The organism is Pseudomonas sp. Van50, assembly GCF_055390755.1.
Genome location: NZ_AP024343.1, coordinates 2,204,260 through 2,219,011, shown reverse-complemented (window position 1 = coordinate 2,219,011; position 14,752 = coordinate 2,204,260). Strand labels below are relative to the sequence as shown.

Below are 14,752 nucleotides of genomic sequence, written 5' to 3'. Positions count from 1 at the left end.
CACCTCGGTCTCCTGACCGCGTCATCGTTCATCGCGAGCAAGCTTTGCTCCCACGGGGCTTCTTCGTGTCCAACCGCCGCAGATGGCAGGTCACTTCCTCACGGTCGTGATACAGCTGCTTGCAACCGATCTCGACCTTGATGCCCCGGGCCTTGAAACCCTCGGCGATACGCTCGAGCAGGCGCTTCACCTCGGCATAACGCTGCTTCATCGGCAGCTTGAGGTTGACCACGGCCTCGCGACAATGGCCCTCGCCAATCCACTCTTCCAGCATCGCCGCGTTGCGCGCAGGCTTTTCGACGATGTCGCAGACCATCCAGTCCACCGGCTGCTTGGGCTTGAACGTGAAGCCGTCCGCCATCAGGTGCTGCACCAGGCCAGTGTCCATCAGGCTTTCGGCCATCGGGCCGTTGTCGATGGCCGTCACCAGCATCCCACGGTTGACCAATTGCCAGGTCCAGCCGCCTGGCGCGGCACCGAGGTCCACGCCGGTCATGTCACTGTGCAGGCGCTCGTCCCACTGCTCCCGAGGGATGAAATGGTGCCAGGCCTCTTCGAGCTTGAGTGTGGAGCGACTCGGCGCTTCCCGGGGGAACTTCAGGCGCGGGATGCCCATTGGCCACATCGCCGAATTATCCGCGTCCGCCAGGCCCAGGAACACTTCGCGGCCACTCTTGAACGTCAGCAGCAGGCGCGGCTTGTGCGGGTCGTCCACCAGCTTGCCGGCCCCGCTCAGCGCTTTGCGCAACGGGCCTTCGAATTTCTTGCAGAAGTTCGACAGCTCCTTGCCGTCATTGGTGTCGACCACCTCCAGCCACAGGCTGCCGCAGGTCGGGAACGCCGACATGTGAGCCAGGATCACGCTGATACGGTCGGTTTCCGGCAATTCAATGAACGTGCCCCGCGCCCACTGGCGTGGAAAAATCAGCTCGGCAAAACGCTGCCCGCGCATCAGCCGCTCGGCGCCGTCCTCTTCGGTACAGACAAATTCGGCGCAGGCACTGGCCGGTTTGGCCTTGGCGTAGCCGGCCACGTTGAGCCGGGCCGCGTGTTCGGCGATCTCGGAACAGACCTCGCCTTCGAAGCCTGGCCGGCAGTGCATAAAAAGCGTGTTCATTGAAACTCCGTAGCAAAGCCTGTCACGAAAACCGCCGCATGATAGCGGAGTTCGGAACCCCGAACCTGCCTATAGAGTCCAGTGATTAGTCATACGCTCAAAACAGGGCTAGGTTAAAGGCTCTGTCCGTCCCCCTCCGTCCGTAGCCGTGCGGACTCAAAGGAGTGATTTCAATGCCGTCCCTCGATAGCCTGAAAACCCTTAAGACACTGCAAGTCGACGCCAGGACCTACCACTACTTCAGCCTGCCGGATGCCGCCCGAAGCCTGGGTGACCTGGACAAGCTGCCCATGTCCTTGAAGGTGCTGCTGGAAAACCTGTTGCGCTGGGAAGATGAAAAAACCGTCACCGGCGCCGACCTCAAGGCCCTGGCCGGGTGGCTCAAGGAGCGTCGCTCCGACCGCGAGATTCAATACCGCCCGGCACGGGTACTGATGCAGGATTTCACCGGCGTCCCCGCCGTGGTCGATCTGGCCGCCATGCGCGCCGCCGTGGAAAAGGCCGGCGGCGATCCCCAGCGGATCAACCCGCTGTCACCGGTGGACCTGGTGATCGACCACTCGGTGATGGTGGACAAGTTCGCCAGCAGCCAGGCGTTCGAGCAGAACGTCGACATCGAAATGCAGCGCAACGGCGAACGCTACGCCTTCCTGCGCTGGGGCCAGAGCGCCTTTGACAACTTCAGCGTGGTACCGCCGGGCACCGGCATCTGCCACCAGGTCAACCTCGAATACCTGGGCCGCACCGTGTGGACCAAAGAAGAAGACGGCCGCACCTACGCCTTCCCCGATACCCTGGTGGGCACCGACTCCCACACCACCATGATCAACGGCCTCGGCGTACTGGGCTGGGGCGTCGGCGGGATCGAGGCGGAAGCGGCCATGCTCGGCCAACCGGTGTCGATGCTGATTCCCGAGGTCATCGGTTTCAAACTCATCGGCAAGCTGCGCGAAGGCATCACCGCCACCGACCTGGTGCTGACCGTCACGCAGATGCTGCGCAAGAAAGGTGTGGTGGGCAAATTCGTCGAGTTCTATGGCGACGGCCTGGCCGACCTGCCCTTGGCCGACCGCGCCACCATCGCCAACATGGCCCCGGAATACGGCGCCACCTGCGGTTTCTTCCCGGTGGACGAGGTGACCCTGGACTACCTGCGCCTGTCCGGGCGTCCGGCAGAAACCGTGAAGCTGGTGGAAGCCTATTGCAAGGCCCAGGGCCTGTGGCGCCTGCCCGGCCAGGAGCCGGTCTTCACCGACACCCTGGAGCTGGACATGGGCAGCGTCGAGGCCAGTCTCGCCGGGCCAAAACGCCCTCAGGACCGGGTTTCGCTGCCGAATGTCGGCCAGGCTTTCAGCGACTTCCTGGGGTTGCAGGTCAAACCCACCAGCAAAGAAGAAGGCCGCCTGGAAAGTGAAGGCGGCGGTGGCGTCGCGGTGGGCAATGCCGACCAGGTGGGCGAAGCCGAGTACGAATTCGAAGGCCACACCCATCGCCTGAAAAACGGTGCGGTGGTGATTGCCGCCATCACCTCGTGCACCAACACCTCCAACCCCAGCGTGATGATGGCCGCCGGGCTGCTGGCGAAAAAAGCCGTGGAAAAAGGCCTGGTCCGCAAGCCTTGGGTCAAGAGCTCCCTGGCGCCGGGCTCCAAGGTGGTCACCGATTACTACAACGCGGCCGGCCTGACCGAGTACCTGGATAAACTCGGTTTCGACTTGGTGGGCTATGGTTGCACGACCTGTATCGGCAACTCCGGGCCGTTGCCGGACCCCATCGAGAAAGCCATCCAGAAAGCCGACCTGACCGTGGCCTCGGTCTTGTCGGGCAACCGCAACTTCGAAGGCCGGGTGCATCCCCTGGTGAAGACCAACTGGTTGGCCTCACCGCCGCTGGTGGTCGCCTATGCCCTGGCCGGCACGGTGCGCATCGACATCAGCAGCGAACCGCTGGGCAACGACCGGGACGGCAAGCCGGTGTACCTGCGGGACATCTGGCCCAGCAGCCAGGAAGTGGCCGCCGCCGTGGCCCAGGTCAACACCAGCATGTTCCACAAGGAATACGCCGCCGTGTTTGCCGGTGACGAGCAATGGCAGGCCATCGAAGTGCCGCAAGCGGCGACTTACGTCTGGCAGGATGACTCAACCTACATCCAGCACCCACCCTTCTTCGACGACATCGGCGGGCCGCCACCGGCCGTCAGGAACGTCGAGGGCGCCCGGGTCCTGGCCCTGCTGGGCGACTCGGTGACCACCGACCACATCTCCCCGGCCGGTAACATCAAGGCCGACAGCCCGGCCGGTCGCTACCTGCGCGAACAAGGCGTGGAGCCACGGGACTTCAACTCCTACGGTTCCAGACGCGGCAACCATCAAGTCATGATGCGCGGCACCTTCGCCAATATCCGCATCCGCAACGAAATGCTCGACGGTGAAGAAGGCGGCAACACAATCTACATCCCCAGTGGCGAACGAATGCCGATCTACGATGCCGCCATGCTCTACCAGGCCACGGACACGCCCCTGGTGGTGATCGCCGGCCAGGAATATGGCACGGGCTCGAGCCGGGACTGGGCGGCCAAGGGCACCAACCTGCTGGGGGTCAAGGCGGTGATCGCCGAAAGCTTCGAGCGCATCCATCGCTCCAACCTGGTGGGCATGGGCGTGCTGCCGCTGCAGTTCAAGCTCGACCAGAATCGCAAGAGCCTGAACCTCACGGGCAGGGAAACCCTGGACATCCTCGGGCTCAATGACGTCGAACTGACGCCGCGCATGAACCTGCCCCTGATCATCACCCGGGAGGATGGCCGCCAGGAGCGAATCGAAGTGTTGTGTCGGATCGATACCTTGAATGAAGTGGAATACTTCAAGGCGGGCGGGATTCTTCACTATGTGTTGCGGCAATTGATTGCAGGTTGAAGCACGCCCCCGTGGGAGCCGAGCTTGCTCGCGATAGCGGTGGATCAGCCGGCATCTGTGCTGAATGTTCCGCCGTCATCGCGAGCAAGCTCGCTCCCACAATAGATTCTGGCTGCTCACAGACGCAGCGTTCGACCCCGCTCCCCTGTGGGAGCGAGCTTGCTCGCGATAGCGATGGATCAGCCAGCATCAGTGTTGGCTGACCTGCCCCGATCGCGAGCAAGCTCGCTCCCACGGTTACTTAACAGACGCTGTTTTTGTATGAGCCCGCCTATAATCCCTCCGGCACTCACGCAACCGCGTCAGCCAACTGCTTGCCCCTCCTGCGCATGAATCTGAATGGACACAAATGTGCTCTTTACGCGACATGGCGGCGTCGTAGACGCGGCGGCTACGTTCGCCCAAAGCTTCACAGCCTAAAAGGATGTTGTATGCCCGCTCTGCCCTGGCCTTACCTGGCCCTTCTTTCCATTGGCTATGGCCTGGCCCTGGCTTACGGCCAACTGGCCTGGACGGCCGGTATTTCCGTCGCGCTGCTGCTATTTGCCGGTTACGCGGTGCGCCAGCGGGAAATGCCGGTGGGCCGGTTTCTCGGGCACGTCCTGTTTCTGGTGATGGCCCTGGCCCTGGCGATGCACTGGATGCCAGGTTTCTTCAACGGCCGGGCCATCCCGGCGCAACGCCTCACCGATGATGCGGCACGCTTCGCCATGTACCTGAACCAGGACAAGCCGCTGATCGGCTTCTGGCTGTTGCTGGCCTGCCCCTGGATCGTCGGCCGGCGCTCGTTGCGCCTGTCGGTCCAGGCCACGGCGCTGGGCCTGGCGCTGAGCGCGGTGCTGGCCATTGGTGGCGCGATGCTGCTGGGGATGATCCACTGGGCGCCGAAATGGCCGGACCATGCCTGGATGTGGGTACTTAATAATCTTTTATTGGTCACGCTCGTGGAGGAAGCGCTGTTTCGCGGCTACATTCAGGGGGGCCTGAGTCGGCGCTTCAAACATATGGCCCAAGGCGACAACCTGGCGTTGCTCCTGGCTTCGCTGCTGTTCGGCCTTGTGCATGCGGGCGCGGGTTGGCAATGGGTGCTGCTGTCGGGCCTGGCGGGGCTCGGTTACGGCCTGGCGTATCGTTTTGGCGGCCTGGGCGCGGCGATTGTCACGCATTTTCTGCTCAACCTGCTTCACTTCGCCCTATTTACCTACCCGATGCTGGCGTGATAGCGACAGGCAAAAATAACTTCAACTAAAACCTGACGGCGCCGACAACCTTTCAAAGCCTTGCGGATCTACACACCATGCGTAACAACCAACCCGTCACACAACGCGAAAGGACCTTCCCGGCCCAGCAACGATTGATTTCGACCACCGACGCCAAGGGTGTCATTACCTACTGCAACGACGCGTTCGTTGAAATCAGTGGGTTTTCCAAGGAAGAACTGATCCGTTCGCCGCACAACCTCGTCCGTCACCCCGATGTTCCGTCAGCCGTGTTCGCCCATATGTGGGGCACGCTGAAACAAGGCTTGCCATGGATGGGCATCGTCAAGAACCGCAGCAAGAACGGCGACCACTACTGGGTCAACGCCTACGTCACGCCCATCTTCGAAGGTAACCAGGTGGTCGGCTACGAGTCGGTACGGGTCAAGCCCACCGCCGAGCAGATCGGCCGGGCCGAAGCACTTTACCAGCGCATCAACCAGGGCAAGTCCGCAGTGCCCGGCAGCGACAAATGGCTGCCGATGCTGCAGGACTGGCTGCCGTTCATCCTGGTCAGCCAGTTGAGCTTCGTCGTGGGCGCCTTCTTGAACTCCCACTGGGGTTTTGCCCTGGCCGCCGTGCTCTCGGTGCCGCTGGGGTTGATCGGCCTGCAATGGCAGCAACGCGGGATCAAGCGCCTGCTGCGCCTGGCTGAGCAAACCACTTCCGACCCGTTGATCGCCCGGATGTACACCGACAGCCGTGGCGCCCAGGCGCGCCTGGAGATGTCGATCCTCAGCCAGGAAGCACGACTGAAAACCTGCCTGACGCGCCTGCAGGACACCGCTGAGCACCTTAACGACCAGGCTCGCCAGTCCAACACCTTGGCCCATGACAGCTCCAGCGGCCTTGAGCGCCAGCGGGTGGAAACCGAACAGGTCGCCACAGCCGTCAACCAGATGGCGGCAACGACCCAGGAAGTCGCCAGTCACGTGCAGCGCACCGCCGATGCCACCCAGGAAGCCAATCGCCTGACCAGCCGCGGCCGCGACATCGCCGGGGAAACCCGCGAAGCCATCGAGCGGCTGTCGGTGGTGGTCGGCGAGACCGGTAACACCGTGACTCAGCTGGCCAAGGACAGCGACGAGATCGGTGGCGTGGTCGACGTGATCAAAGGCATCGCCGACCAGACCAACCTGCTGGCCCTCAACGCCGCCATCGAAGCGGCCCGTGCCGGTGAGATGGGCCGCGGCTTTGCCGTGGTGGCCGACGAAGTACGCCAACTGGCGCAACGCACCAGCGAATCCACCGGGCAGATCCATGCCCTGATCGCCAAGCTCCAGCAAACCGCCACCAATGCCGTGCAAACCATGGAGGCCGGCCACCGCCAGGCCGAAGAAGGCGTGGCGCGGGTCATGGAAGCGGACCAGGCATTGGTGGGCATCAGCGAAGCGGTGGCCCACATCACCGACATGACCACCCAGATCGCCGCCGCCACCGAGGAGCAAAGCTCGGTGGCCGAGGAGATCAGCCGTAACATCAGCAACATCTCGGACCTGGCCGACCAGACCTCCGGCCAGGCCCACAGCTCGGCGCTGCTGAGCGAAGAGCTGACCCACACGGCGAATTCGCAGTATTCGTTGGTGGAGCGGTTCAACCGCTGACTTCAATTGGCAACAAAAAACCCGGACAGCGAACGCTTCCGGGTTTTTTGTTGCCTGGGCAGCCGCCATCGCGAGCAAGCTCGCTCCCACAAGGGGGTTGTGAACGCCACACATCCAGTGTGGGAGCGGGCTTGCTCGCGAAGAGGCCGGGACAGGCGCTCTCAATCCTGAAAAAGAAACGCCGCCACCTTGCCCGCCGCCGCCTCCAGATGCTGCTCATGACTGAACCCCGACGCCTTCAGCGGCTTGAGGTCATGATCCCCCGCCACCAGCCACATCACCTCGATGCTCGGTGACAATTCATACCCCTGCACCGCCTCCCGGTTACCCAAGGCATCGCGCTCGCCCTGGACGATCAAGGTCCGGGTCTTTAACCCTGCCAAGTGCTCGACCCGCGGTTTCTCCGGCTTGCCCACCGCATAGAAGGGATAGCCCAGGCACACCAGCGCATCGACGCCCAACTCATCGGCCAGCAGGCTCGCCATGCGCCCCCCCATGGACTTGCCGCCAATGGCCAGCCGCCCAGCGACATAAGGCCGCACCGTGGCATACACCTCACGCCAGCATTCCAGCAACTTGGGTGCCGGGTTGGGGGGACGCTTGCCCCCATCCTGGCGCCGCTGGGCCATGTAGGGGAACTCGAAGCGCAACACGTTGACGCCCCGTACGGCAAGGCGCGCGGCCATTTCCTCCATGAAGCCGCTGTCCATCGGTGCACCGGCACCGTGGGCCAGGATCAGGGTTGGCGGCTCCGCGCCCGCGCCCGGTTGCGCGGCCGTCCACCGCCAACCGTGTTGCTCCACGCACCGCGCCCATTGATCCCCGTCAATACTGGCCTTGTGCTGTTTGTCCATGCTTGCCTCGCTTTTAGTCTGCCTATAACTCCAGGCGAAGAACGCCGCACTGCCTTGCGCAGGCGCTCACTTCGGCTGAACCGTGGATGGGGAACCATGAACACTTCTATCAGTACCGCCTACAACTACAAGGTGGTCCGCCAATTCGCCATTATGACGGTGGTGTGGGGCATCGTCGGCATGGGGCTCGGGGTTTTTCTCGCCGCCCAATTGGTCTGGCCGCAGCTCAACTTCGATTTGCCCTGGACCAGCTTCGGCCGCCTGCGCCCGCTGCACACCAACGCGGTGATCTTCGCTTTTGGGGGCTGTGCCCTGTTCGCCAGCTCGTTCTATTCGGTGCAACGCACCTGCCAGACACAGCTGTTCGCGCCGAAAATCGCCGCGTTCTGCTTCTGGGGCTGGCAATTGGTGATCCTGCTGGCGGCTATCAGCCTGCCCCTGGGCTACACCAGTTCCAAGGAATACGCCGAGCTGGAATGGCCGATCGACATCCTGATCACCATCGTCTGGGTCGCCTACGCCATCGTGTTCTTCGGCACCGTGGCCAAGCGCAACACCAAGCACATCTACGTCGGTAACTGGTTCTTCGGCGGGTTCATCCTGACCGTGGCGATCCTGCACATCGTCAACAACCTGGAACTGCCGGTGAGTTTCACCAAATCCTACTCGGTGTATGCCGGAGCCACGGATGCGATGGTGCAGTGGTGGTACGGCCACAACGCCGTAGGCTTTTTCCTCACTGCTGGCTTCCTGGGGATGATGTACTACTTCGTGCCCAAGCAGGCCGAGCGCCCGGTGTATTCCTATCGCCTGTCCATCGTCCACTTCTGGGCGTTGATCACCCTGTACATCTGGGCCGGCCCGCACCACCTGCACTACACCGCGCTGCCGGACTGGGCGCAGTCACTGGGCATGGTGATGTCGCTGATCCTGCTGGCACCCAGCTGGGGCGGCATGATCAACGGCATGATGACCCTCTCGGGGGCCTGGCATAAGTTGCGCAGCGACCCGATCCTGCGCTTCTTGGTGGTGTCCCTGGCGTTCTACGGCATGTCGACCTTCGAAGGTCCGATGATGGCGATCAAGACCGTCAACGCCCTCTCCCACTACACCGACTGGACCATCGGCCACGTACACGCCGGTGCGCTCGGCTGGGTGGCGATGATTTCCATCGGTGCGCTGTACCACATGATCCCGAAAGTGTTCGGTCGGCCACAGATGCACAGCATCGGCCTGATCAACGCGCACTTCTGGCTCGCGACCATCGGCACGGTGCTGTACATCGCCTCGATGTGGGTCAACGGCATCGCCCAGGGCCTGATGTGGCGCGCGGTGAACGAGGACGGCACGCTCACCTACTCCTTCGTCGAAACCCTGGTGGCCAGCCACCCAGGCTTCGTCGTGCGGCTGGCGGGCGGGTCGATCTTCCTTCTCGGCATGCTGCTGATGGCCTACAACACCTGGCGCACCGTGCGGGCCTACCAGCCTGCCGAAGCCGCCGCTGCCGCGCAGATGGCCTGAGGAGTCCACCATGAAACACGAAACAATCGAAAAAAACGTCGGCCTGCTGATGCTGCTGATGGTCCTGGCCGTGAGCATTGGTGGCCTGACCCAGATCGTGCCGCTGTTCTTCCAGGACGTGACCAACAAGCCGGTGGACGGCATGAAGCCCTACACCGCCCTGCAACTGGAAGGCCGCGACATCTACATCCGTGAAGGCTGCGTCGGCTGCCACTCGCAGATGATCCGTCCGTTCCGCGCCGAGACCGAGCGCTACGGCCACTACTCCGTCGCCGGCGAAAGCGTCTGGGACCACCCGTTCCTGTGGGGCTCCAAGCGGACCGGGCCGGACCTGGCACGGGTCGGCGCGCGCTACTCCGATGACTGGCACCGCGCCCACTTGTACAACCCGCGCAACGTCGTGCCCGAGTCGAAAATGCCGGCCTACCCATGGCTGGTAGCCCAGGCGGTGGACAGCAGCCACACCGAAGGCAAGCTGCGCGCCATGCGCACCCTCGGCGTGCCGTACACCGACGACGACATCGCCGGCAGCGTGGCCTCGCTCAAGGGCAAGACCGAAATGGACGCGCTGGTGGCCTACCTGCAAGTGCTCGGCACTGCCATCAAGAGCAAGAGGTGAGCCTGATGTTCTTTGAAATGAGCACTGGAATGATCCGTGGCCTGGGCACCGTCGTGGTGTTCATCGCCTTCATCGGCCTGACCCTGTGGGTATTCAGCAGCAAGCGCGGCCCGGAATTCGCCCAGGCGCGCCTGCTGCCGTTCGCCGACGAACCGCCCGCCGACATCACCCCCAAGACCCTGCGACAAGGAGTACCCGGCCATGACCACCTTCTGGAGTACGTGGATCTGCGTACTGACCATCGGCAGCCTGATCGGCCTGACCTGGCTGCTGATCGGCACCCGCAAGGGCGAGACCAAGGGCAGCGTCGACCAGACCATGGGCCACAGCTTCGACGGCATCGAGGAGTACGACAACCCACTGCCACAGTGGTGGTTCCTGTTGTTCGCCGGCACCCTCGTGTTTTCCGTCGGCTACCTGGTCCTGTATCCGGGCCTGGGCAACTGGAAAGGCATCCTGCCCGGCTACGAGAACGGCTGGACCGGCGCCCATGAATGGGAAAAGGAAATGGCCAAGGCCGATGCCAAATTCGGACCGATCTTCGCCAAATTCGCCGCCATGCCGGTGGAAGAAGTCGCCAAGGACCCGCAGGCACTGAAAATGGGCGGTCGCCTGTTCGCCTCCAACTGCTCGGTCTGCCATGGCTCGGACGCCAAGGGTGCCTTCGGCTTTCCGAACCTGGCCGACAGCAACTGGCGTTGGGGCGGTGCTGCCGACACCATCAAGGCGACCATCATGGGCGGCCGCATGGCGGCGATGCCGGCCTGGGGCGAAGTGCTGGGGGACGCGGGGGTCAAGAACGTGGCCGCGTATGTACGCCACGACCTGGCCGGCCTGCCGCTGCCGGCAGACAGCGGTGCCGATCTGCAAGCCGGCCAGCAGGCCTTCAACACCACCTGCGTGGCCTGTCATGGCGCCAACGGCCAAGGGACCGAAGCCATGGGCGCGCCGAACCTGACGCAACCGGCCGGTTTCATCTACGGCACCAGCCTGGCCCAGTTGCAGCAGACCATTCGCCATGGTCGCCAGGGCCACATGCCGGCGCAGAATGAGTTGCTGGGCAATGACAAAGTGCAACTGCTCGCCGCTTACGTCTACAGCCTGTCCCAGGGTGCCCGCACCGAGCGCCTGCAAGCGGAACACAAAAGCGAATAAATCCTGACCACACAAACAGCCGCATTCATCTGGATGCGGCTGCTTCGTGCCCCTGCGCGACGCATTGTCGCACCCCTCCCATCGTCTTCCTTTCGGTTCCCCGGAATCAGGTCTAAGCTTGCCTCTGCGTGCGCTGGCGACTGCCGGTTTCAGGTCGACCCGACCCGATGCGTTCGACAATCGTTCGATAAAAAGGCCGCAAAGGCAGGTGAATACCGGCTGTTGCGACAGTTGCCTGGCATCACCCGAACGCCGTGTTCGAACACACCCCGTTACAACCGACCTGACCCCCTCGCCTCTTTCCTTCGTTGCGACATTTTGCCGAGGGCCAATTTTGTCCCTACTCAGCACATGGAAAGGCCGCAGAATCAGCTTTGGAAAGCATTGACCCAGGTCATGGCGCGTTGCAATGACCCCCGCTTTCTCCATACTTGCGACCGATTTTTATCCTAATAAAACACCCAAACCGTGGAACCTTAGAATGAGCACAGCAATCAGTCCGACTGCTTATAACTATAAGGTAGTCCGCCAGTTCGCCATCATGACGGTGGTCTGGGGGATCCTTGGCATGGGGCTCGGTGTCTTCATCGCCTCGCAACTGGTCTGGCCGGAGTTGAACTTCGATCTGCCATGGACGACATTTGGACGCCTGCGCCCGCTGCACACCAACCTGGTGATCTTCGCCTTCGGTGGTTGTGCGTTGTTTGCCACTTCTTACTACGTCGTGCAGCGAACCTGCCAAACGCGACTGATCTCCGACAGCCTCGCCGCCTTCACCTTCTGGGGCTGGCAAGCGGTCATCGTCGGTGCGATCGTGACCTTGCCAATGGGTTTCACCACCACCAAGGAATACGCGGAGCTGGAATGGCCCCTGGCTATTCTGCTGGCCATCGTCTGGGTGACCTACGGTTTGGTGTTCTTTGGCACCATCGTCAAGCGCAAGACCAAGCACATCTACGTCGGTAACTGGTTCTACGGTGCCTTCATCGTCGTGACCGCCATGCTGCACATCGTCAACCACGCCTCCCTGCCGGTCAGCTTCTTCAAGTCGTACTCGGCCTACTCGGGCGCGACCGACGCGATGATCCAGTGGTGGTACGGCCACAACGCCGTGGGTTTCTTCCTGACCACCGGCTTTTTGGGGATGATGTACTACTTCGTGCCGAAACAGGCCGAGCGTCCGATCTATTCCTATCGCCTGTCCATCGTCCACTTCTGGGCGCTGATCACCCTGTACATCTGGGCCGGTCCGCACCACCTGCACTACACCGCACTGCCGGATTGGGCGCAGTCCCTGGGCATGGCGATGTCGATCATCCTGCTGGCGCCAAGCTGGGGCGGCATGATCAACGGCATGATGACCCTCTCGGGTGCCTGGCATAAGCTGCGCACCGACCCGATCCTGCGCTTTCTGGTCGTGTCCCTGGCGTTCTACGGCATGTCGACCTTCGAAGGCCCGATGATGGCCATCAAGACCGTCAACTCCCTGAGCCACTACACCGACTGGACCATCGGCCACGTACACGCCGGTGCGCTCGGCTGGGTGGCGATGATCTCCATCGGCGCCATCTACCACATGATCCCGAAACTGTTCGGTCGTGCGCAGATGCACAGTACCGGCCTGATCAACGCGCACTTCTGGCTCGCGACCATCGGCACCGTGCTCTACATCGCCTCGATGTGGGTCAACGGCATTACCCAAGGCCTGATGTGGCGTGCGATCAACGACGACGGCACCCTGACCTACTCGTTCGTCGAAGCGCTGCAAGCCAGCCATCCTGGTTTCATCGTACGTGCCCTGGGCGGCGCGTTCTTCGCCAGCGGCATGCTGTTGATGGCCTACAACGTGTACCGCACCGTTCGTGCCTCTGACCCGGCTGAAGCTGAAGCCGCCGCCAAGATCGCCGTAGTTGGAGCTCACTGATGAAGCACGAAGCAGTAGAGAAGAATATCGGCCTGCTGGCCTTCTTCATGGTCATCGCCGTGAGCATCGGCGGCCTGACCCAGATCGTTCCGCTGTTCTTCCAGGACGTGACCAACAAGCCGGTCGAAGGCATGAAGCCGCGTACCGCCCTTGAACTGGAAGGCCGCGACATCTACATCGCCAACGGCTGTGTCGGCTGCCACTCGCAGATGATCCGTCCGTTCCGTGCCGAGACCGAACGCTACGGCCACTATTCGGTTGCCGGTGAAAGCGTCTGGGACCACCCGTTCCTGTGGGGTTCCAAGCGGACCGGCCCGGACCTGGCCCGCGTTGGCGGCCGCTACTCCGACGACTGGCAGCGTGCGCACTTGTACAACCCGCGCAACGTTGTGCCTGAGTCGAAGATGCCGGCCTACCCGTTCCTCGTAGAAAACAAGCTCGACGGCAAAGACACCGCCAAGAAAATGGAAGTCCTGCGCGCCTTGGGCGTGCCTTACACCGACGAAGACATCGCCGGTGCCAAGGATGCCGTCAAGGGCAAGACTGAAATGGACGCGCTGGTGGCCTATCTGCAAGGCCTGGGCACCATCATCAAAAGCAAACGGTGATCTGGATGGATATCGGGATGATTCGTGGCCTGGGCACCGTCGTCGTGATGGTGGCCTTTATCGGCCTGGCCTTGTGGGTGTTCAGCCCCAAGCGCAAGTCGGAGTTTGACGACGCGACCTTGCTGCCGTTCGCGGATGATCCCGAGGCCATCAAGCACGTCGAGCAAGCTTCTAGGAGTAACAAAGAATGACTACGTTCTGGAGTCTGTACGTCACAGTCCTCAGTCTGGGTACGATCTTCGCCCTGACCTGGCTGCTGCTGTCGACCCGCAAGGGCCAGCGCAGCGAAGCCACCGAAGAGACGGTTGGCCACTCCTTCGACGGGATCGAGGAGTACGACAACCCGCTGCCGAAATGGTGGTTCATGTTGTTCGTGGGCACCATCGTGTTCGCCCTCGGTTACCTGGTGCTCTACCCTGGCCTGGGCAACTGGAAAGGCCTGCTGCCAGGCTATAACTACCTGGACAACGAAAAGCAGACCGCCTTCGCCAACGGCCAGACCGGCTGGACAGGCGTTCACGAGTGGGAAAAGGAAATGGCTCGCTCGGACGCCAAGTTCGGTCCGATCTTCGCCAAGTTCGCTTCCATGCCTATCGAAGAGGTCGCCAAGGACCCGCAGGCCCTGAAGATGGGTGGCCGCCTGTTCGCCTCCAACTGCTCGGTCTGCCACGGTTCCGACGCCAAGGGTGCCTATGGCTTCCCCAACCTGACCGACGCCGACTGGCGCTGGGGCGGCGAGCCGGAAACCATCAAGACCACCATCATGGGCGGACGTCACGCCGTGATGCCGGGCTGGGCTGCCGTGGTCGGCGAACAAGGCGTGGCCGACGTGGCTTCCTACCTGGTGACCAGCCTGCACGGTCGCAAGCTGCCGGAAGGCGCCAAGGCCGACCCGGCCAACGGCCAGAAACTGTTCGCGGCCAACTGCGTGGCCTGCCACGGTCCTGCCGGCAAGGGCACGCCCGCCATGGGCGCACCTGACCTGACGCATCCGGCCGGTTTCATCTACGGTTCGAGCTTCGCTCAACTGCAGCAGACCATCCGCTACGGTCGCCAGGGCCAGATGCCGGCCCAGGCCGACCTGCAAGGCAACGACAAGGTCCACTTGCTGGCCGCCTATGTCTACAGCCTGTCTCACGGCGAGAAAGCACCTGCGGCTGACGCCCAGTAAAGCCA

At 62.6% G+C, this 14,752-nt stretch carries 12 protein-coding genes and 1 pseudogene; 11 read left to right on the top strand and 2 right to left on the bottom strand.

Annotation, left to right across the window (positions count from 1 at the left end):
- Positions 1-28: 28 nt before the first annotated feature.
- Complete coding sequence (gene rlmM, locus ACZ5M5_RS09790) at positions 29-1,117, bottom strand: 23S rRNA (cytidine(2498)-2'-O)-methyltransferase RlmM (RefSeq protein WP_103308819.1); 1,089 nt, start codon at positions 1,115-1,117, stop codon at positions 29-31.
- Positions 1,118-1,290: 173 nt separating this feature from the next.
- Here rlmM and acnA point away from each other — a divergent pair, with 173 nt between their 5' ends.
- From acnA to ACZ5M5_RS09775, 3 genes are all read left to right on the top strand, one after another.
- Entirely contained in the window at positions 1,291-4,032 is a 2,742-nt protein-coding gene (acnA, locus tag ACZ5M5_RS09785; protein ID WP_464738947.1) for an aconitate hydratase AcnA, read from the top strand.
- A 431-nt stretch (positions 4,033-4,463) separates the two neighbouring features.
- Complete coding sequence (locus tag ACZ5M5_RS09780) at positions 4,464-5,252, top strand: CPBP family intramembrane glutamic endopeptidase (RefSeq protein WP_060738423.1); 789 nt, start codon at positions 4,464-4,466, stop codon at positions 5,250-5,252.
- Positions 5,253-5,329: 77 nt separating this feature from the next.
- Entirely contained in the window at positions 5,330-6,895 is a 1,566-nt protein-coding gene (locus ACZ5M5_RS09775; protein ID WP_060738424.1) for a methyl-accepting chemotaxis protein, read from the top strand.
- A 161-nt stretch (positions 6,896-7,056) separates the two neighbouring features.
- On the opposite strand, the gene ACZ5M5_RS09770 is transcribed toward ACZ5M5_RS09775, so the two are convergent.
- Entirely contained in the window at positions 7,057-7,749 is a 693-nt protein-coding gene (locus ACZ5M5_RS09770; protein WP_060738425.1) for an alpha/beta family hydrolase, read from the bottom strand.
- A 96-nt stretch (positions 7,750-7,845) separates the two neighbouring features.
- Between ACZ5M5_RS09770 and ccoN (ACZ5M5_RS09765) the strand changes: the two genes are divergently transcribed.
- From ccoN (ACZ5M5_RS09765) to ccoP (ACZ5M5_RS09730), 8 genes and pseudogenes are all read left to right on the top strand, one after another.
- On the top strand, positions 7,846-9,270 hold the full coding sequence (ccoN, locus tag ACZ5M5_RS09765) for a cytochrome-c oxidase, cbb3-type subunit I (protein WP_003199614.1): 1,425 nt from the start codon (positions 7,846-7,848) through the stop codon (positions 9,268-9,270).
- 10 nt (positions 9,271-9,280) lie between these two features.
- The gene (ccoO, locus tag ACZ5M5_RS09760) at positions 9,281-9,889 is read left to right on the top strand and encodes a cytochrome-c oxidase, cbb3-type subunit II (protein WP_053120686.1); all 609 of its coding nucleotides are present in this window, start codon (positions 9,281-9,283) and stop codon (positions 9,887-9,889) included.
- 5 nt (positions 9,890-9,894) lie between these two features.
- Positions 9,895-10,094: pseudogene (locus tag ACZ5M5_RS09755) on the top strand (cbb3-type cytochrome oxidase subunit 3).
- Positions 10,091-11,044 carry a cytochrome-c oxidase, cbb3-type subunit III gene (gene ccoP / locus ACZ5M5_RS09750; protein ID WP_103308821.1) on the top strand — a complete coding sequence of 318 codons (954 nt, stop codon included), beginning with the start codon at positions 10,091-10,093 and terminating at the stop codon, positions 11,042-11,044. Before ACZ5M5_RS09755 ends, ccoP (ACZ5M5_RS09750) begins: the two are co-directional and overlap by 4 nt.
- A gap of 481 nt (positions 11,045-11,525) precedes the next feature.
- Positions 11,526-12,968, top strand: coding sequence for a cytochrome-c oxidase, cbb3-type subunit I (ccoN, locus tag ACZ5M5_RS09745; protein ID WP_030140905.1), 1,443 nt, complete (start codon positions 11,526-11,528; stop codon positions 12,966-12,968).
- Positions 12,968-13,576: a cytochrome-c oxidase, cbb3-type subunit II gene (ccoO, locus tag ACZ5M5_RS09740; RefSeq protein ID WP_053120680.1), complete on the top strand. Its 609-nt coding sequence runs from the start codon at positions 12,968-12,970 to the stop codon at positions 13,574-13,576. Before ccoN (ACZ5M5_RS09745) ends, ccoO (ACZ5M5_RS09740) begins: the two co-directional genes overlap by 1 nt.
- Before the next feature lie 5 nt (positions 13,577-13,581).
- A complete protein-coding gene (locus tag ACZ5M5_RS09735) occupies positions 13,582-13,767 on the top strand; it encodes a CcoQ/FixQ family Cbb3-type cytochrome c oxidase assembly chaperone (RefSeq protein ID WP_003183474.1) in 186 nt (61 codons plus the stop codon).
- The gene (gene ccoP / locus ACZ5M5_RS09730) at positions 13,764-14,747 is read left to right on the top strand and encodes a cytochrome-c oxidase, cbb3-type subunit III (protein ID WP_060738428.1); all 984 of its coding nucleotides are present in this window, start codon (positions 13,764-13,766) and stop codon (positions 14,745-14,747) included. The genes ACZ5M5_RS09735 and ccoP (ACZ5M5_RS09730) overlap by 4 nt, the downstream gene beginning before the upstream one ends.
- Positions 14,748-14,752: the final 5 nt, after the last annotated feature.